Origin of the sequence: Alkalicoccus luteus (assembly GCF_052061695.1) — a bacterium.
In the GTDB taxonomy this organism is placed as follows: domain Bacteria; phylum Bacillota; class Bacilli; order Bacillales; family Salisediminibacteriaceae; genus Alkalicoccus; species Alkalicoccus luteus.
In genome coordinates, this window is record NZ_JBPZEY010000004.1 from 149298 (window position 1) to 173423 (window position 24126).

The 24126-nt window shown below is 51.0% G+C and carries 20 protein-coding genes and 1 riboswitch; of the genes, 7 read left to right on the top strand and 13 right to left on the bottom strand.

Going from position 1 to position 24126, the window contains the following annotated elements; translation table 11 throughout:
* Positions 1-137: 137 nt before the first annotated feature.
* Positions 138-315: riboswitch (cobalamin riboswitch) on the bottom strand.
* Positions 316-378: 63 nt separating this feature from the next.
* The 6 genes from cobT to ACSZLD_RS07055 all read right to left on the bottom strand — a co-directional run bounded on the left by cobT (position 379) and on the right by ACSZLD_RS07055 (position 7253).
* Positions 379-1392 carry a nicotinate-nucleotide--dimethylbenzimidazole phosphoribosyltransferase gene (gene cobT, locus ACSZLD_RS07030; protein ID WP_444684716.1) on the bottom strand — a complete coding sequence of 338 codons (1014 nt, stop codon included), beginning with the start codon at positions 1390-1392 and terminating at the stop codon, positions 379-381.
* Positions 1379-2872 carry a cobyric acid synthase gene (locus tag ACSZLD_RS07035; RefSeq protein WP_444684717.1) on the bottom strand — a complete coding sequence of 498 codons (1494 nt, stop codon included), beginning with the start codon at positions 2870-2872 and terminating at the stop codon, positions 1379-1381. Before ACSZLD_RS07035 ends, cobT begins: the two co-directional genes overlap by 14 nt.
* The gene (locus ACSZLD_RS07040) at positions 2872-3408 is read right to left on the bottom strand and encodes a cob(I)yrinic acid a,c-diamide adenosyltransferase (RefSeq protein WP_444684718.1); all 537 of its coding nucleotides are present in this window, start codon (positions 3406-3408) and stop codon (positions 2872-2874) included. Before ACSZLD_RS07040 ends, ACSZLD_RS07035 begins: the two co-directional genes overlap by 1 nt.
* A gap of 497 nt (positions 3409-3905) precedes the next feature.
* Positions 3906-4094, bottom strand: a complete 189-nt coding sequence (locus ACSZLD_RS07045) for a hypothetical protein (protein WP_444684719.1) — start codon at positions 4092-4094, stop codon at positions 3906-3908.
* A 339-nt stretch (positions 4095-4433) separates the two neighbouring features.
* Complete coding sequence (locus ACSZLD_RS07050) at positions 4434-5924, bottom strand: potassium/proton antiporter (protein WP_444684720.1); 1491 nt, start codon at positions 5922-5924, stop codon at positions 4434-4436.
* A 144-nt stretch (positions 5925-6068) separates the two neighbouring features.
* Positions 6069-7253 carry a GTP-binding protein gene (locus ACSZLD_RS07055; protein ID WP_377908733.1) on the bottom strand — a complete coding sequence of 395 codons (1185 nt, stop codon included), beginning with the start codon at positions 7251-7253 and terminating at the stop codon, positions 6069-6071.
* A 144-nt stretch (positions 7254-7397) separates the two neighbouring features.
* On the opposite strand from ACSZLD_RS07055, the gene ACSZLD_RS07060 reads away from it, so the two are divergent.
* On the top strand, positions 7398-7883 hold the full coding sequence (locus tag ACSZLD_RS07060; protein WP_377908731.1) for a glutathione peroxidase: 486 nt from the start codon (positions 7398-7400) through the stop codon (positions 7881-7883).
* 131 nt (positions 7884-8014) lie between these two features.
* Here ACSZLD_RS07060 and ACSZLD_RS07065 read toward each other — a convergent pair whose 3' ends face one another.
* Entirely contained in the window at positions 8015-8833 is an 819-nt protein-coding gene (locus ACSZLD_RS07065) for a methyltransferase domain-containing protein (RefSeq protein WP_377908730.1), read from the bottom strand.
* A gap of 81 nt (positions 8834-8914) precedes the next feature.
* Between ACSZLD_RS07065 and ACSZLD_RS07070 the strand changes: the two genes are divergently transcribed.
* The gene (locus ACSZLD_RS07070) at positions 8915-9361 is read left to right on the top strand and encodes a DUF4385 domain-containing protein (protein WP_377908729.1); all 447 of its coding nucleotides are present in this window, start codon (positions 8915-8917) and stop codon (positions 9359-9361) included.
* 48 nt (positions 9362-9409) lie between these two features.
* Here the strand turns inward: ACSZLD_RS07070 and abc-f are convergent, their stop codons facing one another.
* Positions 9410-10957 (bottom strand): ribosomal protection-like ABC-F family protein, encoded by a 1548-nt coding sequence (abc-f, locus tag ACSZLD_RS07075; protein ID WP_444684721.1) that lies wholly within the window; start codon positions 10955-10957, stop codon positions 9410-9412.
* 372 nt (positions 10958-11329) lie between these two features.
* Between abc-f and ACSZLD_RS07080 the strand changes: the two genes are divergently transcribed.
* Positions 11330-12634, top strand: a complete 1305-nt coding sequence (locus ACSZLD_RS07080) for a Na+/H+ antiporter NhaC family protein (RefSeq protein WP_444684722.1) — start codon at positions 11330-11332, stop codon at positions 12632-12634.
* A 137-nt stretch (positions 12635-12771) separates the two neighbouring features.
* Here ACSZLD_RS07080 and ACSZLD_RS07085 read toward each other — a convergent pair whose 3' ends face one another.
* The 5 genes from ACSZLD_RS07085 to xylA all read right to left on the bottom strand — a co-directional run bounded on the left by ACSZLD_RS07085 (position 12772) and on the right by xylA (position 18347).
* The gene (locus tag ACSZLD_RS07085) at positions 12772-13416 is read right to left on the bottom strand and encodes an SDR family oxidoreductase (RefSeq protein ID WP_444684723.1); all 645 of its coding nucleotides are present in this window, start codon (positions 13414-13416) and stop codon (positions 12772-12774) included.
* 2 nt (positions 13417-13418) lie between these two features.
* Positions 13419-13949 carry a GrpB family protein gene (locus ACSZLD_RS07090; RefSeq protein WP_377908724.1) on the bottom strand — a complete coding sequence of 177 codons (531 nt, stop codon included), beginning with the start codon at positions 13947-13949 and terminating at the stop codon, positions 13419-13421.
* Between the two features lie 177 nt (positions 13950-14126).
* Positions 14127-15155: a LysM peptidoglycan-binding domain-containing protein gene (locus ACSZLD_RS07095; RefSeq protein ID WP_444684724.1), complete on the bottom strand. Its 1029-nt coding sequence runs from the start codon at positions 15153-15155 to the stop codon at positions 14127-14129.
* A 229-nt stretch (positions 15156-15384) separates the two neighbouring features.
* The gene (gene xylB / locus ACSZLD_RS07100) at positions 15385-16908 is read right to left on the bottom strand and encodes a xylulokinase (protein ID WP_444684725.1); all 1524 of its coding nucleotides are present in this window, start codon (positions 16906-16908) and stop codon (positions 15385-15387) included.
* Positions 16909-17009: 101 nt separating this feature from the next.
* Positions 17010-18347 carry a xylose isomerase gene (gene xylA, locus ACSZLD_RS07105; RefSeq protein WP_444684726.1) on the bottom strand — a complete coding sequence of 446 codons (1338 nt, stop codon included), beginning with the start codon at positions 18345-18347 and terminating at the stop codon, positions 17010-17012.
* A 274-nt stretch (positions 18348-18621) separates the two neighbouring features.
* Here xylA and ACSZLD_RS07110 point away from each other — a divergent pair, with 274 nt between their 5' ends.
* The 4 genes from ACSZLD_RS07110 (at position 18622) to ACSZLD_RS07125 (ending at position 24044) form a co-directional block, all read left to right on the top strand.
* Positions 18622-19794, top strand: a complete 1173-nt coding sequence (locus ACSZLD_RS07110) for an ROK family protein (protein WP_444684727.1) — start codon at positions 18622-18624, stop codon at positions 19792-19794.
* Between the two features lie 266 nt (positions 19795-20060).
* Entirely contained in the window at positions 20061-21833 is a 1773-nt protein-coding gene (locus ACSZLD_RS07115) for a cache domain-containing sensor histidine kinase (protein ID WP_444684728.1), read from the top strand.
* On the top strand, positions 21802-22581 hold the full coding sequence (locus ACSZLD_RS07120; protein ID WP_444684729.1) for a response regulator transcription factor: 780 nt from the start codon (positions 21802-21804) through the stop codon (positions 22579-22581). The genes ACSZLD_RS07115 and ACSZLD_RS07120 overlap by 32 nt, the downstream gene beginning before the upstream one ends.
* 110 nt (positions 22582-22691) lie before the next feature.
* The gene (locus tag ACSZLD_RS07125) at positions 22692-24044 is read left to right on the top strand and encodes an extracellular solute-binding protein (RefSeq protein ID WP_444684730.1); all 1353 of its coding nucleotides are present in this window, start codon (positions 22692-22694) and stop codon (positions 24042-24044) included.
* Positions 24045-24126: the final 82 nt, after the last annotated feature.

The window sequence follows — 24126 nt, forward strand, 5'->3', positions numbered from 1 at the left end:
CCCCCATGATTATGTAGTGGAACATAAAAAAACGCCGCCCTTCGAAGGACTGCGCTGAATAAAATGCATGAAGAGAGCCGTTTCAGATTCCCGGAAATCTCCTCGTCTGCACTTCAAACAACCTTTTTCCCGAAGGTGTTTAAATCGACAGAGAGGCAGGTCTCCTGACTTACGCATAAACGGCAGCCTCACCCTTCCCGCGGAATGCAGTGGATTGTGAAATGCCTGTGCGTTTACAGTGGCGGGTCCGTGCCGGATTCACACCGGCTTCCCTTTTCATCGGCTGATGCCGACACCTCTCTGCTGACGAGCGTTACGTTTTTCAGTTCTACTTTGTATTATAGTATGGACTGCTGGAAAAAGTCTACATCTGTTCTGTCAGGCAAGGCCGATATCGGCAAACGTCGCCATTTCTTCCGTCAGCGCCTGTGCCATTTTTAGCAGCGGATAAGCAGCGGCCGCCCCGGTCCCTTCGCCGAGACGCATCCCTAAATCAAGCAGCGGTTTTCCGCCAGCTGCTTCCAGCGCCGCTGCATGACCTGCTTCTGCAGATTTGTGTCCGTAAAGAAAAAAGCGCTCTGCTCCTGGTGCAAGTTTTGCTGCAGCTATTGCTGCAACAGTTGCAATAAACCCGTCTACGAGAACCGGCTTCCGCATTGAAGCCGCGCGAACCATGGCTCCGGCCATAGCCGCGATCTCCAAACCGCCTAAATCAGCTAATATGTGAAGCGGTTCCTTCGCATCAGACCGCTTCACCGCTCGCCCGATCACCTCGATTTTATGCTTGAGCTGCGGCCCCTCTACACCTGTCCCACTGCCCGCTGCCGCTTCCGGAGAAAGTCCCGTGTACGCACACAGCAGCGCGCTGCTTGCCGTTGTATTGCCGATGCCCATGTCCCCGGGGATGATAATATCTGCCTTTGAAGCTTCAACGGCGTCGGCTCCAATTTGAAGTGCCTGCTTTACTTCTGCTGCAGTCATCGCCGGTTCCTTTGCTATATTTCCGGTACCGCGACGAACGTTGCGGTTGATAGCTGCCGTATCAGCTGCATCAATCCCCACGTTATACACATAAACATCTGCTCCGATCTGTCTCGCGAGAACGTTAACCGCTGCTTTGCCGGTCACAAAATTCTGCGCCATCAGAGCGGTGACTTCTGACCCGTAAAGCGAGACCCTTTCAGCTGTCACCCCGTGGTCACCTGCAAATACAAGCACCGCAGGCTTTCCCGTCTGCAAATCTCCCTGCATGCCGGAGAGCGTTACGGCCAATTCCTCCAGCCTGCCGAGACTGCCCTGCGGCTTTGTCAGCGAATCCAGATGCATCCGCATCTGTTCAGCTGCTGTTTGATCGATCTCAGGTATGTTCTCTGCCGCTTCACGCCAGTTCATCTGTCTGTCTCCCTTCGTTCATCAGCCGTTCAATCAGCTCCATATCAAGATGTGCTTCGACTGCATCGGCCAGGCGGTCAAATGCCTTCGTTTTCTCTTCTGCAACGCTCACCCTGCGGACAGGCGGGAGCGCTTTTTGACGTCTCAAGCTGTCCAGCAGTGCGTGGCGGAATGTATCGTTATGAAAAATGTCATGCATATACGTGCCGTACACGTTGTTCACTGCCGCGCTGCTGCCATGAATCCCGCCGGATAACCACTCCGGAGCTTCGTGAACGGTCTGCCCCATGTGCAATTCATATCCAGTGAGCGAATGCACTTCACGCTCCCAGTTAACGCTCGCTGAGATACGCACTGTCGTTTTCACTGGATCCATCACCGTCTTCATATCCGGAATCACATTCAGCCCCTGACACTCTCTCAGCTCTGTATCCGCAGCTGCCGGGTCCTCGACTGTTCTGCCAAGCAGTTGATAGCCGCCGCAAATTCCGATGATTGGCATCTCTCCCGCTTTTTCTGCAATCGCTTCGTTCAATCCGTTTCTGATCAAAAACTGTCCATCGGCAACCGTCGTTTTGCTGCCTGGCAGAATAAGCAAATCAGGTTCGCCTAGCTGCTCAGGCCGCTCGACGAATCGAACAGCGCAGTCCGGTTCAAACCGGAACGGGTCCAGATCCGTGTAATTGGATAGATAAGGAAAGCGAATAACCGCAATATCGAGATCCCTGCCGGCCGTTCCCCTTCCGTATGTCTCCAAGCCAAGCGAATCCTCTTCTTCCAGGCGGAGATCCGGCAGATAGGGCATCACCCCTGCGACCGGCTTTCCGGTATACTCCTCCAGCCAGTCAAGTCCCGGCTGAAGCAAAGACTGATCTCCGCGAAATTTATTGATGATGAAGCCCTTCACACGCTTTCTGTCTGCTCTACTCAACAGTTCAAGCGTGCCAACAATCGATGCAAAAACGCCGCCACGGTCGATATCTGCTGCAAGCAGGACAGGTGCCTCGGCCATGCGGGCAATGCGCATATTCACGATTTCCCGGTCCTGTAAATTAATTTCTGCCGGGCTCCCTGCTCCTTCTATCACGATCCGCTCTGTTCTGGAGGCTAGGCGGTTATAGGCATTCGTCACCGTCTGAAGGCCTTTCTCAAAGTACTGCTCCCGATATTCCGTTGCTTCCATGGCGCGAAGAACCTTGCCGTTTACAACGACCTGCGACCGGTTATAGCCGGATGGCTTAAGTAGAATCGGATTCATGTCCGTGTCCGCTTCCATTCCGCACGCTTCGGCCTGCATGCCCTGTGCCCGGCCGATTTCAAGACCATCCGCCGTGATATACGAATTAAGTGCCATGTTTTGTGACTTAAACGGCGCTGTCTTAAAGCCCTGACGCGCAAATACACGGCAGAGGCCGGCAGTCAGCACGCTTTTTCCTGCATCGGAATGCGTACCCTGAATCATCAGCGGCGCTGCTTTCATTAAAATTCAATCCCTTTAATCGCCGGAATGCCCTCATCGTAATAATGCTTCTCGGCTTCTGTGACTGAAACGAGATCAGCGGCTTCTTTTATTTTTTCGTGTGCGTTTCGACCTGTTACGAGAACGTGGACGTGCTTCGGACGATTGGTCAGTGCCGAGAGAACATCATCGAGCGGAAGCACATCGTCAATTGGAAAGGAATCAATGGCAAGCGCGTTGTTCAGCTCATCCAGAATGACGACATCGTAGCTCCCATCCAGTGCTTCTACTGCTTTTGGCCAGGCCTTACGCAGCGCTTCACGGTGTTCTTCCGGCGTTTTTGTCCACGTAAAGCCGATGCCAAGCTGCTCTACTTCAACCCCCAGCTTTCGCAGCGATATTGTTTCCCCGTATGTACGCTCCGGCGATTTGATAAACTGCAGCATTTTAACGCTCATCCCTCGTCCGGCTGCCCGAACCGCCGTTCCAACAGCCGACGTCGTCTTCCCTTTCCCGTTACCTGTCTGCACCAGCATCATGCCTCGCTGTTCTGCCATGTCAATTCCTCCTTTTATTCAGGCAGGCTGAACACCTGCATCTGCTGCGTCCTAGTATATGCGAGTTAACGGAATTTGCAAAGCTCGATGCAGAGCCTGCAAATCGAATCATGCCGGTTAAGACCTCCTTGTAAGCAACCCTGTTGTAAAAACGAACTTGAGCGGCCTAACAAAATCGTTATAACGAATAAAACGGCACAAGCGCCACGAAAGCGAAAACAGCCTGAGGCAAATACAACATAAAGCGGCTCAGATAAGTATAAGCCCGCCGGTTGCCCGTGCTAATCGATAAAAAAGAAGGCGGACCGATGTTGATCGGTCCGCCTTTCAGGCTGTTGAAAAAGTCTATCAACTTACATGTTTATTCGTATGATTGTATTTTCCTTCTGCTTACCTAGCCTGCCGTGGGCTGGCCTTCAGCTCTTCTCAGGGTGACCCCTGTATGAAGAGAAGAAAGGAACGGGAGGATGACGCGGCTTCACTCGGACTCAGGCTTCTCACAAGAAGCCTTCAAGACCCAGTCCGGCTCCGCTCGCGCTTTTCATGCCGTTCGCAGATCTGAACGGCACGGCATCTTCAGACTGCGCTGTTTCCACGTGTACGCCGGACACATCGGGAAAACGGCTCTGATTCGTGGAGAACAACGTCACGACAGGCAGACGCAGCTGCTTTTTTACGTTTATCATGAATTCGATGAAGGACGGACTTCCCTACTTAACATCGAAACGTTTCATCGGGAAGGTTTACCTGTATGGAAGCCGATTGTGTATGCATAGCCAGGCACGTGAAACGCACTGCCAGCTGCCGACGTCGAAGGAACTCGACTCCGGGAGGATCAGAACGAGGCGAAGATCCAGCGCTTCCGACAGCAGGAGGAAGCGGTTAGCTGAGCCCGTTCCCTCCGGAAAGCGAGTGTCCGCAGATACAGGCAGATGCAATCTTATTCACTTAAAATGACTTTATCAACCCTCTGGAAGGCGGACCGATGTTGATCGGTCCGCCTTTTCAGCAGCCGTATTCCTGAATCAGGAATACGGTGGCTGCGGTGATTTTTTCTGTTCGAGTGCCCGCTTCAGTTCTCGCTTATAGCGGGAAGCAACGAGAATATAAAGAAAATCCCCGTTTTGAATTTCTGTTTCTCCGTAAGGAGTGATTAACGTTTCATCCCTTACGATCGCGCTGATCGATGCTTTACGCGGAAAGTCAACGTCTTTTAGCTTCTGTCCTGCAATCAGTGCGTCGCCGTCCACTTTAAACTGCACCATTTCTGCATTTGCTTTCCCCATCGATATCAATTCAATGGAGTGGTGCGGGTTGTCCTTCTTCGGTCCCATGAGACCAAGCCTTTTCGCGAGCGGCGAAATCGTCGTTCCCTGCACGAGAGCGGATGTGAGCACAACGAAGAAAACGATGTTGAAGAAAAATTCACTGTTCTCCACACCTGCCACGATCGGGAAGGTTGCCAAAATAATCGGAACCGCCCCCCGAAGACCTGCCCACGACAGAAACAGCTTTTCATTGTTTTTATAGCCCATGCCGAGTGTGGACAAATAAACGGCTGCCGGCCTCGCGATAAAGATCAGCGCTGCAGAAAGAAGCAGTCCGCCGATGATAATGTCAAGGCTGAACAAGTCTGCCGGAAAGACGAGCAGGCCGAGTAAAATAAACATCAGAATTTGCGCCATCCAGGCAAATCCTTCGTTAAATTGGAAAATAGAGTACCGGTACGTAAGCTCTGAGTTCCCGATCACGAGGGCCGCAATGTAAACCGCCAGAAATCCGCTTGCGCCCGCTGCGGATGCTGCCCCGTATGTAAGCAGCGCAAACGCTACCGAAAAGATCGGGTACAGACCACTTGAATCCAGCTTCACCCGGTTAATCGCGATCGAGGCAATTTTACCGACAGCGATACCAACGATGAGACCGATCCCCATCTGCCAGACAAATTCCGGCAGAAGCGCCCACCAGGCCGTTTCCGGAATGATAATCAGCTCGATAAAGCCAATTGTTAAAAAGACCGCCATCGGATCGTTTGTCCCTGATTCAGCCTCCAGCGTCGCGCCCATCTTCGCCTTAATGTTCCGTTCCTTTAGGGCAGCAAATACGGCAGCGGCATCGGTCGAACCGACAATTGCACCGAGAAGCAGTGCCTGCATCATTGTAATGTCAAATATGAGATACGCCGCCAGACCGACGATCCCTGATGTTAAAATCACTCCAACTGTCGCGAGGGAAATCGAAGGAAGCGCTACGGCGCGAACGGTCGCAAATTTCGTCTGCAGACCACCTTCAAACAAGATGATGACGAGGGCAAAAACACCGACAAGCTGTGCAAGCTCCGGACTGTCAAAATACACGATACCGAGGCCGTCACTGCCAACGAGCATGCCGAGAAGAATAAACAACACGAGAGACGGCAGTCCCACTCTGTTGGAAAACTTTGCCGCGAGAACACCGCTGATTAAAATAAAGGCGCTTAAAATCAAATACGTATCAATTTGAGTTGTATCAACCAAGCCGGCTTCTCCTTTCGCAGTATATATATTGCTTTATTATACCGCACCTCACCAGCTTCTGCACGGCATGAGGCCAGGCAGTCTGACAGGCTTCCTCCTACAAAAGCGGACACCCTGTAAGAAGGGTGCCCGCTTTAAACGCTTCTATTTCCCGGGAAATAGTTCTTTTAACGGATCCGTATAAACGATATCGCTCTGCATTTCTGATTTTGTCAGCAGGCAAGCATCAAGCTGCGTTTGCAGCTTCGCCTGATTCATGTGCAGTCCGATCAGCACAAATTCTGTTTTCCGGTCACCGATTCCCTCCATCCACTCGTCACGCAGATCTTTATTTTCCCGAAGATAATGAGCCTGCTCCTCCTCATCCAGCGCTGCCACCCAATAAGCAACAGGATGCAGATAAGCGGACGGACCAGCCTGAGCAAGCGAGAGCGCCATATCGCCGTAGGCGGCGCTCCAGACGATCCCCTTCATTCGCACCACCTCTTCCGGGAGCTCCTGCATCCAGTCAACGAAGCGCTGCGGATGAAACGGAGTACGACTTCTGTAAACGAAGCTCGATATGCCATATTCTTCTGTTTCCGGCGTATGTTCCTCCTGCTGAAGCTCTTTCATCCATCCGGCCGACATACTGGCTTGATCAAAATCAAACCTGCGTTCAGCCAGAAGGACATCTGCGTCTATTTTTCCATGCGTTGTACGGATCAGCTCCGCATCCGGCTGCAGCTTCCGAAGCACCTGCTCGATTTCGGTCAGCTTCTCTTCGGATACTAGGTCCGTTTTGTTCAAAATCAGCACGTTGCAAAATTCAATTTGGTCGATTAACAAGTCCGCAATATCCCGTTCGTCGTCTTCTGAAGCACCCTGCTGCCGTTCAAGCAGCGATTCTCCTGAACGAAAGTCATGCCAGAACCGGTTGGCATCCACGACGGTTACCATCGATTGAATCGCACAGAACTCGGTAAGGTCGATGCCGGTTTCCTCGTCAACGTACGTAAATGTCTGGGCAACCGGGACTGGTTCGCTGATTCCAGATGATTCGATCAAGATGTGATCTATGCCGCCCGCTTCCGCCAGCTGCTTCACTTCCTCCAGCAAATCTTCGCGCAGTGTGCAGCAAATACAACCGTTTGACATCTCAACAAGCTTTTCTTCAGTCCGTTTGAAACCACCCTGCTCAATCAGCCCCGCATCAACGTTAATTTCACTCATGTCATTGACGATAACCGCGGTGCGCCGCGCTCCCCGCTCTGCAAGCAGGTTGTTCAGCATCGTCGTTTTTCCCGCTCCTAAATAACCGCTCAGCACGGTAACCGGTATTTTATTCATTCTGACCTCTCCTCAAATCGTAATCATTACTATTTAAACATAATTTTCTCTCCCTTTCAATGGCTGAGCAAAATAAAAGACCGTTGCGAACAGCTTCAGCTATACTGACATTGAATCTACGATGATGAAAGGAGCAGGTAACAAATGGCTGAGACTGTTTATGATTTTACGATGATCACTTCTGCAGGGGAGGAAATGCCGCTTGATACATATCGCGGACGCCCGATGCTGATCGTAAATACAGCAACAAAATGCGGGCTCGCTCCTCAATTTGAAGAGCTGGAGGAGCTTTATCAGGATTATCAGGAGCGCGGATTAGTTGTTCTTGGCTTCCCATCTGACCAATTTATGAATCAGGAGCCGGTCCAAGATGAAGAAATGGTTGCCGTTTGCAGCCGCGACTTCGGTGTTTCGTTTCCGCTTGCTAAAAAAACAAAGGTAAATGGGTCGGACGCGCATCCTTTGTACCAGCACTTGAAACTTCAGCAGAAGGGGATGCTCGGATCTGAAATAAAGTGGAACTTTACGAAGTTTCTTGTCGATGCCGACGGGCGCGTCGTCAAACGCTATTCGCCTCAAACAGCTCCGCGCAAGATTCGAGAGGATATTGAACCGCTTTTAACAAGCTGAAGCTGGTTCAAATGAAAAACACGGGACCGCAGATACAGGCCGATGCAAGGCTATTCACCTGAACGAACGTTATCCACACATTGAAGCTCCGCCGCTCGATGACGAGCGACGGAGCTTTTAGCCGATCTGTGTCAAACAGGCCGGGAAAATAGGAGGCGGACATCCAGCGTCAGCTGGTCCGGTCCATCTGTTTCATGCAGCTTATGCCGGTGCTTCCACGTGAGCGGTGTCATTCGCAGCACGTCTTGTTTCAAGTTAGCCGGAACAGACCATTCGGCTTGCAGATGGTCGGCTTCTCCTGTCGGAAAAGCCGTGAAAAAGCCTTCCTCCACCTCTTCGCTGCTGTAGGCTTTTTCTCCGGTAAGCTGGCGAATCTCCTTCAGATACCTCGGCCCGGGAATCGCTTTGACAACAAGGCCGCTTTCTCCAGCTGCCCGCTTAAATTCCTGATACGAAGCAGGAGAAAACAAATTCAGCAGCAGATCCACTGTATTGTTCCGCAGCGGAATAGAGGTGATGTCGCCTGTCACCCACATCAAGCTGCTGTCAGTGGCTGCGGCCTGCTCAATACCAGGCTTCGCATTATCCATGCCAATTCCTGCGAATGTCCTCCGGTTTCGCAGCATCATTAAATGAGATCCCTCTCCGCAGCCTGCATCCAGCACCAGCCCATGCTCCGGCAGAACGGCCTCGAGCGCATCATGCATCGGTTTGTAAAAACCAGCATGAATCACGCGCTGCCTAGCGGCAAAAAGCTCCTGTTCATAGCCTCCTGATGCTGGACGTCGCAGCATAAACAGCTGGCCCTTTTTCGCCATATCAAATCGGTGTCCGCGGCTGCAGACAATCGCTCCCTGCTCAGCTGCAGCAGATTCCTTGCAAAATGGACACTGTAACGTATTCGTTATTTCCTGCCACATAGCGGATCGTAGCTGTCGTTTGGACTTCACAAGGCATCACTCTCCTTATATGGTAGGTTTACTGTTAATTTCCAACCGGGTATAGAACCGCAAGAAAGGGAGGTGACCCGGTTGGCTTTTGACTACGATGCTGATTTTGAGAACATTGATTTTCGCGAAGAGCCCCATAAATACCGCGTCGGCAGAGGCGAACAAGGTGTCCTGATGGTCGAGCCTTATAAAAGCGAAATTCTTCCGCATTGGCGGTTCAAGACGCCGGATATTGCAGAAGAGTCATCTGAGGCAATTTACGATATGTACCTCGATTATAAAAAAAAGAACGATTTTGTCGGGATGGACATGGCACGAAAATTTATTCAGATGGGCTATACGCGCGCACGACGCTACGCTAATTATAAGGGCGGAAAAAAGTATGATAAAGAGGGGAATATAAATAAACGGCAGATCGACGATGAAAAGGCAGCGTCCGCGAAGATTTTCGAAAAGAAATGGATTCAAATCCGCGAAGATGAGACATACTTAAAAATGAAAAAGGAGCATCAGAAAAAGTACGGCTGATGCTCCACGCAACAGCCCGGTGCTGCTCCACAGCCCGGGCTGTTTCAGTTACCTTTGCTGCCAGCTTCGTCCTGCAAAGGCTTTTTTCATTTTTAACAGCTTCTGAAACTCTGATTCCAGCTCGGCATCAGGCTCCAAGCTGAGCCGGCCGATGACCTCTGCCAGCCTCGTTTCAATTCGCATCAGTTCTTCATCTGCTTCCGTCTGAGCATTTCCCTGCATATCCGGCCGCCAAAGCCGGCCCGCCTCGATATTAATTTCCAGATTTGTCGTTCTGCTTCTAAAGCGCCTGTCGTGGGAAACGATAATCAGTGTGCCCGGATAGTCTGCCAGAAGTCTTTCCAATGCTTCTACTGCCTCGATGTCGAGAAAACTCGTTGGTTCATCCAAAACCAGCCCTGTATAGCTGCCCGTCATCAGCATCGCAAGAGACAGCTTCACTCGCTCTCCTCCACTAAGCACTGCTGCCTTTTTCTCTGCATCCCGTCCGCGGAAACCCAGCCTGGCGAGAATCGTTCGAATGACTTCTCTTGGCTGAACAGCCTCGCGTTCCGTGTTTTCCAGTACCGTGTCGTCTAAGCGGAGCATGGTTAAATCCTGTTGAAAAAAGCCGAGTCTGCTCCAGCCTGCTTTCGTGACCCCGTCTCCCTGCTGCAGCTTCTTTAGAAACGTCGTTTTTCCAGATCCATTGCTGCCCGTCAGCGCCAGCCTTTCGCCGTGCCTCACAGGAAAAGGCATCACGGTCCAAAGCCTTTTTCCGCCAGCCTCAGCCGTCATATGCTTAACAAACACTTCTTCCTGACGATCCCTGCCCTTGCCGTGTGGAAGCGTCATTCTCAACGGTTTTTCCTCCCAAGGTTTGTCTACCTCTTCCAGCTGTTCCATCCGTTTTTCCATCGCTTTTGCTGTTTGCTGCATTTTTTTCTGCTTTTTAGCGAAGTACGGCTTTGCTCCAGTGATGGAGGCTTCTGACCGGCTGACGTTTTTCGTGCTTGTCAGCTGATTTGCACGCTCTTCGCGCCTGCGTGCAGCTTCCTCCAGTGAACGTTTTTGTCTGACATACGATTCATACGCCTGCTGCTGTTCACGCGTTTCCCGCCGCTTTTGCTCCTCGTAAAGATGATACTGCCCAGAAAACGTGTGAATGGCGTTTTGTTCGATTATCCAAAGGGACGAACAAGTCCGATCCAGAAAAGCACGATCGTGGGATACGATAATATAGGCGCCTTTCCAATGCTGAAGCTTGTCCTCCAGCCATTTAATGTGAGCCTCGTCCAGGCTTGTGGTCGGTTCATCTGCCAGCAGCAAGCCTCCCTGCTCTGCGAAAGCTTTCTGAATCCAGGCCTGTGTCAGCTCACCTCCGCTCTTCGCCTCTGCTTCTTTCAGCTGCGGCAAATAAACGATATTGCTTTCAACGTGACAGCTGCCGTGATCAGGGGGCCGCTGGCCTGCCAATAGTTGCAGAAGCGTTGATTTGCCGCTTCCATTTGCTCCGATTAATCCAATGCGGTCCCCTTCCTGCACCGTTAATGTCTGATCTGTAAACAGCTCTCTTCCGTTGACTTCCGCCGATAATTGTTGTGCATGCAGCATCATGCTGCATCCCTCCTTTAATACGGGAAAGACAAAAAACCTCTCCCAGCGCTGTCGTTCGACCAGGAGAGGTAAAAAGGGTGCATGAAAGTATACGCCGCCTGATATCCAGGTTCGACGCAGCCGGCAATCTGCCGGTCATTTTTCATACAAAACACCCGTTTATGGACTCTGCAGAGCCGTTCCCTATCCTGATCTGAACATAAAGGGGCCTTGTATGCCCGTCCTTTCGTGTTCAGCTTCTGCTCAGGATAGATTACTTCATCGGCCTGCTTCACCCTTTCCGTTTTTATTCTTCTTCAGCATATAGTCACCCGCTCTATTTGTCAACGCTGTGCGTATCATATGCTACAATGACGAACGGAGATGATCATAGTGACACACACCTATTCAACCAGGCTGATTGCAGTCGTTTTTATATGTGCTATCGCACCGCTTATGACCGCAGCTGCGTTTGAGCTTCCGCTCGGTCCGGCGATGCTTCCCGGTCTGGCTGCCGCTGCCGCTGCGATTCTTTACAAAGGCGCATCCGTTTCCTTTGTTTCACGAACCATTCTAAAAGGCATGAGCCGCAGCCGGGCGATCGCATGGCTGCTTGTCTTCATCGGACTTCTGCTCCCTGCCTGGACCTATGCCGGCATTGTAGATGATTTGAATCAGCTGTTTCTTGCCGGCGTTCATCCCGGATTTTTCCTGACCGCCTCGTTTCTGATCGCTACCGTCATGTCTCTCACTGTCGGAAGCGCTGTCGGCTCCCTCAGCATCGTCGGGATCCCATTGATTGGGGCTGGCACGGCTCTTGGCGTCTCACCTGTCCTGCTAGGCGGAGCGCTTGTTTCCGGTGCTTTTGTCGGCGACAGAACTTCTCCCCTTTCGAGCTCGTTTCAGCTTCTGGCATTTGCTTCGGGGCTGACAACAAGAGATCACTTGCGCACGATTACGCCAACGCTTTTGATTTCCGTACCGCTTACAGCATGTCTTTTTCTTGTCATTGACCTCCTTTCAGCACCAAGAACCGGTCTTGCAGATGAGGCCATGCCTGCAGCCGGTCCGCTTTTCCTCTCCCTCCTGCCGCCGCTTTTATTGCTTGGCCTGATTGTACGGGGAAAAAGCATGTACACCTGTTTTACTGCCGCGATTGCAGCAGGATCTGCGATTGCTTTCCTGCGAGGCGGCGACCCTATATCCTGGATAATCGTGCTTTGGAGGGGTACCGAGAGGGTTAACGGCCTGATGGATATGCTCCCCTTTGTTTTGTTTATTCTCATCGTCGGGGCCTTCTGTCAGCTGCTGGAAGATACAGACATGCTGCAGCCTCTGTTGAAGAAAGTCTTTCACGGCTCTGAATCATTAAGCACCGCCACGCTGAAAACGACGGGGGCTGCAGCTTCCGTTGCGCTCGTTTCGCCTAATCAGTCTTTCCCGATTTTACTGGCAGGCCGAACGATGCTGCCCTATTGGCGGCAGTCGTACGGAGCGTCTCATCTGGCACGAATTCTTGCCGACTCCACTGTTGTCTTCGCCGGGCTCGTCCCTTGGAGCCTGCTTGCTATTTTATGCAGCACGATTATACAAGTGCCCGTTACAGCCTACGCACCGGCAGCGGTCTTTTTGTGGCTGTCTCCTTTTGTCACGGCTGCGTACAGCAGCTGGCTGTCTGCAAGCACCAGACACAGCTGAAGCACTGCCGCTCTTTTCATGGCAGCAGCGTCTTGAAGCGGAAGGAAAATTCAACCATACGCATAGCGGTTCCTTTTCTCGCGTATTAAACTGACGAAGAGCAGAAGCCCAAAACAGGCTTCTGCTCTTATCGTACGCTACAATTTTTTTAATGCCTCTGCAGGGGTGTCGTCACCGGAAACAAGGTCAAAGCCTTTATGGTAAGTATTTTCTTCATCCAGTGCTGCATACAAGACGGCTGCGACGTCTTCACGGGGGATATCTGCCCGCTCCAGATTCTCGGCTGCTTTTACTTTACCGCTTCCGCTGTCATTTGTCAGACCGCCGGGACGAACAATCGTGTATGTCAGGCTGCTGTTCATCAGCATTCGATCCGCATAATGCTTCGCCGAAAAGTAATGTCGGATCTTCTCGCTCCAGTTGCTGCGGTTATGCGCCTGAATCGCGCTTACCATCAGGAACCGTGCAGCTCCTGCTTCTTCGGCCGCTTCTACAGACTTTACGGCGCCGTCCAGATCAATCAGCAGAGTCTTATCTGCTCCGGTGCTTCCGCCTGAACCGGCTGTAAAGACAACGGCATCACAACCATCTGCTGCTGCAGCGATGTCGCTCACCGGCCCTTCGAGGTCTGCGAGAACCGCTTTAATGCCATCTGCTTTGAATTCATCCGCCTGTTCCTGTTTGCGGACCATTGCCCTGACCTCATGCTTGTCGCTGTCTTTTAACAGCTTGACCAGATGACGGCCGATCTGTCCGTTCGCTCCAATAACGAGTACGCGCATCCTTATCCTCTCCTTTTGGAAGCCGGGCTGCGGTACCAGCGCAGTGCGCGGCATTCCAGTTCTTTGACGTAATCATGTTTGCCTTCCGCATAGGCACTCATATTAAAAGGATATTCCCAGGCGAGGGACTTTTTCAAACCTGCGTAGGCTTTTCTCCGCGCCGGATGCGCCCGCAGATAGTCCCGGAGCGCGAGGTGCCGGATAATGTCTTTGCTCCCTTCTGGAAAGATGTGCAGATGAAAAGCTGCGGGCGTGCGCTTTCTGAAAAAGAGCCTGCCCGGACTGCTTGTCGACGTGCATCTGCTGTATCCTACAGCTCTCAGAAGTTCTTCACTTGCGTCAGAATCATCGATGGAAGTGAAGACCGCCATGATATCAATCACCGGTTTGGCGTCACTTCCAGGCACTGCCGTGCTGCCGATATGATGCAGCTCCTTTAAGCGGGACTGGAATACAGACCGCAGCTGAGCCGCCTCCTCTTCATACAGCCGGGGCCATGCTGGATCATAAGCTGCGATTGTTACTCTGCTCATCCGCGCCGCCTCCTCTGCTGTTGGTGCATTTATCATAATCCAGCCGGCAAGCTTCGTAAAGGAGGAACCACGCTTTGTACAAGCTTTTTTTGTCGCTCTTTACTGCTGCAAAATCTCAAGACGAAACAACCTCCCGCCGCAGCTGGCAGGAGGTGTTACCCGCTTCTTTTTTTACTGTCATGCCGGTAGCTTCAGTACTTGTCCGACTCGAATAAGGTTAGGATTTGATATACCGTTCAATGACGTGAGCTTCTGTACGGTTGTGTTGTTTTTGACAGCAATCGCATAAAGCGTGTCGCCTGACTTAACCGTATAGGTGGAGGCTTGCGGAATCGAAGCAGCTGCTTTAATCTGCAGCACCTGTCCGATTTTTAAGGCGTTCGGGTCACTTAATTTATTCAAAGAGGTCAGTGCCGCAACCGTCGTATTATACTTGCGGGCAATCGCATAGAGCGTATCACCTGATTTAACCGTATAGGTTGTTCCAGACGTGCCTGCAGGCTTCGTCTCCAGCTTCAACAGCTCTGATACGGTCACAAACTTATATCCTTTCGCCTTCAGCTGCTTAATGATTTCCGGGAGAGCACCTGGTGTTCCCGATGCTCCTGCACCGGTATGCATCAGGACGATGGACCCTGGCTTCACATTGTTCACTACTTTATTGACGATCTGCGTTTTCGAAACACCTTTCCAGTCGACAGTATCAACATCCCAGTGAAGCGTGTGCGGATAGCCTGCTGCTCCGGCAGCCTGCAGCACTGCGTTATTTACCGCTCCGTACGGGGCTCTGAATATCGGCTTTGTCGATTTCCCTGTAACCTGCTTCGCAAGCGCCTCTGTTTTTTCCAGCTCTCGTTTCATCTGTGTAGCTGTAAGCTTGGTGAAATCCGGATGGGAGTAGGAGTGGTTGCCAATCTGATGTCCATGATCAGTGATTCGTTTTACCGTTTTAGGGTGATGGTTCATACCCGTACCTGTTAAAAAGAAAGTGCTCTTCACATTATGATCCTGAAGCGTATTCAGTATGTTGGATAGGTTCGTTCCATCCGCACCGTCATCAAAGGTCAAAGCCACAACTTTACTCGTCGTGTTTCCTTTTGTGATCCACTTGGAAGCAGCCGCATCAGCAGTTTCTGGAAAAGCTGCAAAGGCAGTAACGAACAGCAGCACAAAGGACAGCATCAGTTTAACAAGCTTTCTTCCCATCTTATTCACCTCTTTCATTCAGCCATGCCAAAAATACCGGCATATGTATGAAAAAAGCGTCTGCATCAGCATATATACACCTTTAGTATACTCCTGTTACTGCTTAAATGGTCGCCGTTTTCTGTGTAGTATTTTCTAACATTTCGGCAAAATACAGTATTTTTTTGACGAAAAAGAACAGCCTGCTTCTTATCAATATAAGAGGCAGGCTGTTCATGATGACATACTGTTAAGATGTTGTTTCAGCTCCCTGTCTGCTTCCTGCCTGCCGGAACGGTTTTAACGCTCTCGACAGTTCTTCAGTGGCACGGTATACCTTCTGATAGATCGGAAACAGACCGGCGTAAACAGCTGCCGCCTCAGGGTCTGGTTCGCAGCGGTCTGCTGATTTCGTGAACCGGTCTGATAACTCTTTGTAGCTGTCTGTCCAGCCAAGGCCGTAAGCCGCAATCATCGCCGCTCCGAGTCCCGGTCCCTGCTCGCTTTCCAGCCTCTCTGTCGCTGCACCAAAAATATCGGCCTGCATCTGCAGCCACAGCCGGCTTTTCGCTCCTCCTCCCGAAGCGATAATCGTGTGAACCTGCTTCCCCTGCTCACGGAAAAGCTGAAGCGATTCATTCAGGGAAAAGGTAATGCCTTCTAAAACAGCCCGCGTCATATCTCCGAGCGTATGCGAGGTGTGCAGGCCGATGAAGCTTCCGCGAATGTCTGCATCCGGATGCGGGGTCCGCTCTCCGGATATATACGGAGTAAACAGCAGTCCCCGGGATCCCGCGGGCGATGCTTCTGCAAGCGCAAGCAGCTCTTCAAATGAACGATCAGGGGCCAGCTGCTCTTTAAACCAGCTGAGGCTGTGACCCGCAGCGAGCGTTACGCCCATCGTGTAGTAGGCGTTTGGCACCGCATGGTTAAAGTAATGAACGGATCCGCTAAAATCCTTGCTGCCGTCTTCTTCAAAGGCAAGCATGACACCGGAAGTACCCGTGCTGCTCAGCACACTTCCTTCCTGTAAAATGCCCGTTCCGAGTGCCCCGCACGCATTGTCTGCCCCGCCGGCAAACAGCGGAACGCTGCCAAGACCCGTCTGCTCCTGCATCTCAGGGAGCAGGGTTCCGGCTTCGGCATGACTTTCTAATAGCGGCGGGAAAAGCGACGTATCGAGCTGGAACGCATCTGCTACTGTGCGGCTCCATTCCCGGTCTGCTACATCCAGCAGAAGCGTGCCGGCTGCGTCCGAGTAATCCATTCCTAGTTCACCGGTGAGCCTGAAGCGTACATAGTCCTTCGGAAGAAGAAAGGCTGCTGCTTGTTTAAACAAATCAGGCTCGTATTCCTGGACCCAAAGCAGCTTCGGCAGCGTAAACCCTTCCAGCGCAGGATTCTTCGTAATGCGGTGCAGTGTATCAATCGTCAGCTCTGTTTCAATTTTTCGGCACTGCTCTGACGTCCGCGTATCGTTCCATAGTATCGCACGGCGCAGCGGAGCACCCGCTTCATCGATCAGAACGAGACCGTGCATCTGACCGGAAAAGCTGATCCCTTTCACCTGTTCCGGGTCGACATCCCGCACTGCTTCTGCGACCGCCTCAATCGTTTTTTCCACCCAGTCTTCGGGCTCCTGTTCACTCCAACCCGGCTCGTCATGGTACAGCGGATAACCTCTTGAAGCTTCTGACGCAACTGTTCCCTGTTCATCTACGAGCAGCACCTTAACAGCACTCGTTCCTAAATCAACACCAAGTACGTAAGCCATATACGATCTCCTCTCTTGTGTACTATTTCCGTTTCTGCCGTTTCCTCCTGTTAAAAAAGGCCGCCTCAGAAGGGGGACTGAGACGGCCCGTATCAACCCGATTAAAGGGAATTGACAGAAAGAATGTATTGATTGATCCCTGCTTTGATCCGCTCCAGATGGCCGGAGGCGTGGTCAATCTGCTTTTGATCAAGGGCATATGCTTCCAGCTCCGCGAACGACGTAGTACCTTCGCGAATCTTTTTCCCGATGCCATCGTTAAACGTTTCATAGCGCTTTTCCACAATCGATTCAAAGAAACGGTCATCGATCATTTTCTGCGCCACTTTCAGGCCGACTGCAAAGCTGTCCATGCCTGCAATATGAGAATAGAAGAGATCCTCCGGCTTAAAGGAGCCTCGGCGGATCTTGGCATCGAAGTTCAGGCCGCCACGTCCAAGCCCGTCGTTTTTCAAAATTTCATACATCGCAAGGACCGCGGAATAAAGATCTGTTGGAAATTCATCCGTATCCCATCCGAGCAGCGGATCACCCTGGTTCGCGTCAACGGAACCGAGCATTCCGCTGATGCGTGCAGTGCGAAGCTCATGCTCGAACGTGTGGCCGGCAAGCGTTGCATGGTTTGCTTCAATATTAAACTTGAAGTGATCCTGCAGACCGTACTGGTAAAGAAAAGAGGTCGCCGTTGCTACATCAAAGTCATACTGATGCGTGGTCGGCTCTTTCGGCTTCGGTTCAATCAGAAACTGCGGATCAAAACCGATTTCCTTCGCATAGTCGATAGCCATATGATAAAACGATGCAAGGTTATCAAGCTCCAGCTTCATGTCTGTATTTAGAAGTGATTCGTAGCCTTCACGGCCACCCCAGAACACGTAGTTTTCAGCTCCGAGCTCTTTACCAGTTTCAAGTCCTTTCTTCACTTTTGCAGCCGCATGCGCGTAAACATCCGCGTTGCTTGACGTCCCTGCACCGGAAACGAAGCGAGGGTGTGTGAACATGTTCGCTGTGTTCCAGAGCAGCTTCGTCTCTGACGTTTTCATATACTCTTTGATCATTGCCACGATCGTATCTAGATTTTGATTTGTTTCGCGGAGCGTATCTCCTTCCGGCGCGATATCAATATCATGGAAGCAGAAAAAAGGCGCTTTGATTTTGTCGATAAATTCGAACGCTGCTTCAACGCGAGCTTTTGCCAAATCCATTCCGCTGTAGTGATCCCATGGACGCTGAGCGGTGCCTGCTCCAAATGGGTCAGATGCATCCTGCGTCAACGTATGCCAATAAGCGACTGAAAAGCGAAGCTGCTCCTCCATCGTCTTGCCGCCAACCTTCTCTTGCGGATTATAATACTTAAATGCATACGGATTTGCTGATTGCGGACCTTCGTAAGCGATTTCAGGAATATTCGAAAAGTACGTCGTTCTTGTTTCTGCCATGATCATGACCTCCTAAGTTATAGATAACTTCTTGATATTTGTATTGTAGCAGGGTAAACTTAGTTTGTCCATTGAATTAACTAATAAAAAAAGAGAACTTTTTTTAGGTTCTTCTTTCGTTCTTGCTAGGTAACAGCCGGCAAGGTGCGGTAGAATGGTAATAAGAGCAATGCAAAGCCGACAATTTGCTATAACTAAACTATGTTAACCGGTTCATCAATTGATTAAATCGAAGAACCCGTGCACTTCATTAAACAATGTAGGAGGAATCGATATGGCTGCCTATCAGCAAACGGTTAAACTGGCGAACAAATCTATCATCTTAAATACGATCCGGGAGCAGGAACCTATTTCACGTGCAGCCCTCGCCCAGACACTCGGCCTTACAAAAGCTACTGTTTCTTCATTAGTAGAAGAATTGATCAATGAACAATACTGTTACCAAACGGGTCTTGGCAAATCAAGCGGCGGCAGACGTCCGCTCATGCTGCAGTTTAACGAAAAGGCCGGCTATTCTCTCAGCTGTGACATCGGTGTCAATTACATTTTGACCGTGCTGACCGATCTCCGCGGCTCTGTCATTCATGAAATCTCGCGTTCCTTCGATACAAATGATTTCACTCGTACCGTGATGGAAATAAAAGTTATGCTGGATGAATGTCTCGCTAAAGCTGAAGATACTGCGTTCGGACTTGTCGGGATCGGCTTTGGTGTACCCGGCCTCGTCGATAAAAACGGGACTATTCTGACGACACCCAATTTGGACTGGACGCAGTCCAATGTAAAGGAAATCTTTGAGGATCAGTACGGCGTTCCTGTCGTCGTCACAAATGAAGCAAACGCAGGCGCATACGGTGAAAAGACGTTCGGAAGCGCCAGGCACACAAGCTCCTTCGTCTATGTAAGCGCCGGAATCGGAATCGGCGCCGGCATTGTGCTCGATGATCGTCTTATGATGGGAGCCGGTGGATTAAGCGGTGAGATCGGTCATACGACGATTAAGGATGAAGGGCGTTCCTGCCGCTGCGGCAGCAAGGGCTGCTGGGAAATGTATGCCTCTGAAATGGCGCTGCTCCGTTCTTTCCCTGAAAACGGACACGATCTTGAAAACCTGCTGAGCAAGGCTGAAACAGATGCAGCTGTCCGCAATGCCTTTGAAGAAATTGGCTACTATTTGGGTGTCGGACTGACAAATATCATTCATACGTTTAATCCCGAAAAAATCGTGATCGGCAACCGCCTCGCTAAAGCTGAACGGTTTATTGCGGAAGCGATGTATAAGTCCGTGAAGGAACGGACGCTTCCACAGCTGTATAACCAGACAGATATCAGCTTCAGCCGTTCCTATTACTACGCTGCTCCTTACGGCCTGACTGCCTTTAACATTGAAACATTTTTGCAAAAGCAGTTTCTCCCTCCTGCAGCAACAGGCTCTACTCCATCATAGTTCATACAAGCGCCCCGGTGTCGTAAAGCCGGAGGCGTTTTTTAGTATAAGCTTTTCTTTTTGTCCTTCAGCGCTTTAAGCTGCCTTCCAGATTCAGAACAAGGGAACACATGAAAGGAACTAAAGCGCTTTCTTGTTTTCTCATGCTAAAACAACTATCATAAGTTTAATGAAAAAACTATTACTGATTATATCTGCTGTTCGTCTCCAGCCTGATTTCCGATACAATGAAAGAAGACTTGATTGAGACAGGAGGAGGCTTTCCGGTGCGATTCTCGTTTTTAAAGCCGGCTAACACGATGCGGAATCAAATATTAGCTGTTTTTGCTGCCGTGATGGTTATCGTGCTCGGTGCAGTCGGCCTGCTCGCCTATAACCTGGTGACCGAAATCATTAAAGAAAATGCGGAAGGCCAGATCGAGCAGACGGCTGTGCAGGCACTCGGACGCATCGATACGCAGTATGAAACGATCGATTTGATTACGAGTCAAATCGCAACTGATCCCGCTGTCCAGCAGCTTCTGCAGCAGGAAACTGCCGGGATGCAGGCTAACTTTGCGGAACGCCAGTCGATGAATGAAATCATCAACAGCTACCAGGCCTATACGACTGGCCTGCAGTCATTCGAACTGTATTTTATCGATGAGCGCCGGCTGTTTCCGTTAAATGAACTTCCCCTTTCCATCCGTGTATCCCCGGAATGGATTGACGCTGCTGAAGAAGCACGCGGCCGGCTCCTCTGGGCCGGTGAAGATCCGCTTGATGCTCAGGCTTTTCTTGCGATTAAGCAAATCAATATGCCGGAGGAGGATTTCCAGCGCGGCGGCTACCTGATCACCGTCGTTCAGGACACGTACTTTAATCTTGCCGGTGCGGCTGAGCAGCTTGATATCCAGGAAGAGTATGCGCTGCTTCTAGATCAGAACGGACAGGAAATTGCAGGAAACATGCCGGAAGAACTGCGAGATGACAGCTTGAACGGAAGCGAAACCGTCCTCTATAACGATGAGGAGTTTGTCCGGGCTGAGGCGATTTCCGACAACACGGGCTGGACGCTCGTGATTTTGAGTCCCGTTTCCCTCCTGCTGGAAGGCCTGCCCGGTATCGGCACGGCGATCATAATCGCCGGCGGAACCGGCCTGATCCTGTTTATTCCTGCTTCCTGGATCGTTTCAAGCTATTTGTCGAGACCGATTCGGCAGCTGACTCATGCGATGCGCTTTGGGACGCTTGGTGCTCTGCGTAAAAGCCGGCGGATTTCCTCTACTGTCGAAATGAATGAACTAAATGACACGTACAACGAAATGGTAGAAACAACCAATCACCTTATTAAAGCCGTCTATGAGAAGGAACTGCTGAAAACAAAGGCAGAGCTTCGAGCACTTCAGGCGCAGATTAACCCTCATTTCCTGTTTAATACGCTGGAAGCGATTCACTGGACCCTTGATGAGCGGGATGAAGAAATGGCAGAAGTGATCATTTCGTTATCCGACCTGTTCCGCTATACCATTTCGGAAACAGATGATGATCTCGTGACACTCGAAGAAGAGCTTCAGCACGCAGAGCGGTACCTGCAGATTATGCAGCTCCGCTTTGAGGACCGTCTCAGCTGGCGTGTGGAGATCGATCCCCTTTACCGGGAACAGCGTATTCCAAAGCTGCTGATTCAGCCGCTGATCGAAAACGCGCTGCTGCACGGCATCGAAACGTGCCGCGGCGGCGGCACCGTAACCGTTACAGCCAGTCAGGCAAAAGTAGAAGGCTATCTTGAAATCAGCGTAGCTGATGACGGCTGCGGCATGAGCAAAGAGGTACTGGAGCGCGTGCGGGCTTCTCTCGATAACCGGGAGAAGGTGGATACAAAAGGTACGGGCCTGGCGCTGCGCAACGTCTGGCAGCGGCTGGAATTCGTTTATCCGGACGATGATCCGCAGCTATTGATTGACAGCATCGAGCATACAGGAACGACGATCACGCTCTTAATTCCGATTAAAGGAGGTCTTCCTCATGCGCACGAAACAAGTACTGATCGTAGATGATGAGCCCCGCTCCCGCAACGGTCTGAAGCGGAGATTGGAAACATGGGAGCATGATCTGCTTCATGTCTATACCGCTTCCGACGGACCTGAGGCGCTGCACTTGCTTCAGGAACATGACATTGACGTGCTGATCACCGATATACGTATGCCGGAAATGACGGGGCTTGAGCTGATTGCGGAAACGAAATCCTTTCAGCGTCGACCGGTGTTCATTGTGATTTCCGCTTACTCGGAGTTTTCCTATGCACAGGAGGCCCTTCACATGGGCGTCGTTAACTATCTGCTGAAACCGGTGAAAAAGGAGGCATTTCTTCAGGCGGTGCAGGAGGCACTTGAAACCAGGTCCCGCCTGGATCAGATCGAGCGGGTCGACCGGGCGTTCCAGGAGCCGGATGTGGTCCCGGCTGATCAGCTGCCGGAGCCCCTTCAAGAAGCTGCCGTTTACATTGACAGCCGTCTCAGCGAGAAATTCAGCTTAAAAGAGGTAGCTCAGCAGGTGCACTTAAATCCTAGCTATCTCAGCGTCTTGTTCAAGGAGCACATGACGATGACCTTCAGCGAATACGTCACGAAAAAACGTCTCCAGCTCGCAAAACGGCTGCTTCTTACTACCCCTATGCCGATCGCCGACATTGCCGAGCAGACAGGATACCAGACGTCTAAGTATTTTATCCGCATTTTCCGTGAACACGAAGGCGTGACGCCCAGCCGCTACAGGCGTGAGAGCAGCACAGATGTCGAAAAATGATAGTTCAATCATATAAATAAAGTGGTACTTTACCTAATCACCGTTACCTTATAAAGCGCTTTCATCCTTGCTATACTTGGCTTACACCAAATCGCTGAGGGGGAAATAAATTGAAAAAGAAATCATTTTTGTCACTGATGGCCCTTTCCACTGCTGGACTGATTGCACTGAGCGCATGTGGAGCCGATGACTCGGAAGACGCAGCAAGCGCTGACGAGAACAACAACAGCGGCGACACGAACGAAGCTGCTGAGCAGGAAGAAGTCACGCTCGACTTTATGCATCTGTGGCCGCAGGGAAGCTCCCCTGACCACTACCGGATCGTAACAGAAATCATTGAAGAGTTTGAAGAAATGCATCCGCACGTCACGGTTGAAATGGAAGTACTGGAAAATGAGCAGTATAAGAACAAGCTGCAAGTTGTTTCTTCTTCCAATCAGCTCCCTGATGTTGGAATGACTTGGCCGGCAGGCTTCCTTGAGCCCTACGTCAACGGTGACTTGTTTGCTCCGCTTGATGATGTGCTTGAAGAAGACAACATGCGTGACGACTTCGTAGCCGGAACGATCGAAGCATACTCCGTGGATGATGAAGCTTACGCGCTCCCGCTCGAATTGAACATAGCGCCTGTCTTCTACAACCAGGCAATCTTTGATGAGTACGGGGTGGAAGTACCGGAAACATATGATGACTTAATTGAAGTGATTGATACATTGTCAGAAGGCGGCATGACGCCGATCGCCCTCGGAAACCGCGATCGCTGGACAGGCTCCCTCTGGTACATGTACCTTGCTGACCGCATCGGCGGATCAGAAGCACTGAACTCAGCTATTGACCGCAGCGGAAGCTTCACCGATGAGCGCCTTGTAGAAGCAGCTGACCGAATTCAGGAAATGGTGGACCATGATGCCTTCATCTCCGGATTTAATGGGCTTTCTGACCAGGAAGCAAAAGCAGAGTTCATGAATGGCAACGCAGCGATGTACCTGATCGGTTCATGGGATCTGCCTAACTACACGACAAATGAAGAAGTACCGCAGGAATTCCGTGACAGCATCGACTTCTTTAAGTTCCCTGAAGTTGACGGCGGCGACGGCGATATTAACAGCTGGGTCGGCGGACCTGGGGTCGGACTTTTCGTAGCGGAGAACTCCGACGTGAAAGACGAAGCCAAAGCATTCGTCAAGCACTTCACAGAAGAATGGGGCAAGCAGTCTGTGGAAGATGCAGGCGTGATTCCGGGCACACAGGTAAACACAGACGAAGTAGATCTTCCAGACCTGTTCATTGATGTGCTGGATGAGCTGAACAACGCGTCAGATATTACGCTCTTTGCAGATGTTCAGATGAGCTCAGGCGTAGCAGAAACACATCTGAATATGATTCAGTCCCTCTTCGGAGAGGATGTAACACCGGAAGAATTTGCAGAGACGCATGAGGAAGCGCTCCAGGAAGACGAATAAACACGCACGTCCGCCCCGTAAGTTCCTCCGTGAATTTACGGGGCATTTTTAATCCAGCTGACCGTAACGAAAGGGGTTCGTC

Bases quoted from the DNA above. Each gene is read 5' to 3' on its own strand.
- xylB (WP_444684725.1), bottom strand. From the start codon at position 16,908: ATGGCTTACGTACTTGGTGTTGATTTAGGAACGAGTGCTGTTAAGGTG.
- ACSZLD_RS07110 (WP_444684727.1), top strand. From the start codon at position 18,622: ATGGCTGCCTATCAGCAAACGGTTAAACTGGCGAACAAATCTATCATC.
- ACSZLD_RS07120 (WP_444684729.1), top strand. From the start codon at position 21,802: ATGCGCACGAAACAAGTACTGATCGTAGATGATGAGCCCCGCTCCCGC.
- ACSZLD_RS07095 (WP_444684724.1), bottom strand. From the start codon at position 15,155: ATGGGAAGAAAGCTTGTTAAACTGATGCTGTCCTTTGTGCTGCTGTTC.
- cobT (WP_444684716.1), bottom strand. From the start codon at position 1,392: ATGAACTGGCGTGAAGCGGCAGAGAACATACCTGAGATCGATCAAACA.
- ACSZLD_RS07035 (WP_444684717.1), bottom strand. From the start codon at position 2,872: ATGAAAGCAGCGCCGCTGATGATTCAGGGTACGCATTCCGATGCAGGA.
- ACSZLD_RS07045 (WP_444684719.1), bottom strand. From the start codon at position 4,094: ATGATAAACGTAAAAAAGCAGCTGCGTCTGCCTGTCGTGACGTTGTTC.
- ACSZLD_RS07060 (WP_377908731.1), top strand. From the start codon at position 7,398: ATGGCTGAGACTGTTTATGATTTTACGATGATCACTTCTGCAGGGGAG.
- xylA (WP_444684726.1), bottom strand. From the start codon at position 18,347: ATGGCAGAAACAAGAACGACGTACTTTTCGAATATTCCTGAAATCGCT.
- ACSZLD_RS07040 (WP_444684718.1), bottom strand. From the start codon at position 3,408: ATGGCAGAACAGCGAGGCATGATGCTGGTGCAGACAGGTAACGGGAAA.
- ACSZLD_RS07090 (WP_377908724.1), bottom strand. From the start codon at position 13,949: ATGAGCAGAGTAACAATCGCAGCTTATGATCCAGCATGGCCCCGGCTG.
- ACSZLD_RS07085 (WP_444684723.1), bottom strand. From the start codon at position 13,416: ATGCGCGTACTCGTTATTGGAGCGAACGGACAGATCGGCCGTCATCTG.
- ACSZLD_RS07055 (WP_377908733.1), bottom strand. From the start codon at position 7,253: ATGAATAAAATACCGGTTACCGTGCTGAGCGGTTATTTAGGAGCGGGA.
- abc-f (WP_444684721.1), bottom strand. From the start codon at position 10,957: ATGATGCTGCATGCACAACAATTATCGGCGGAAGTCAACGGAAGAGAG.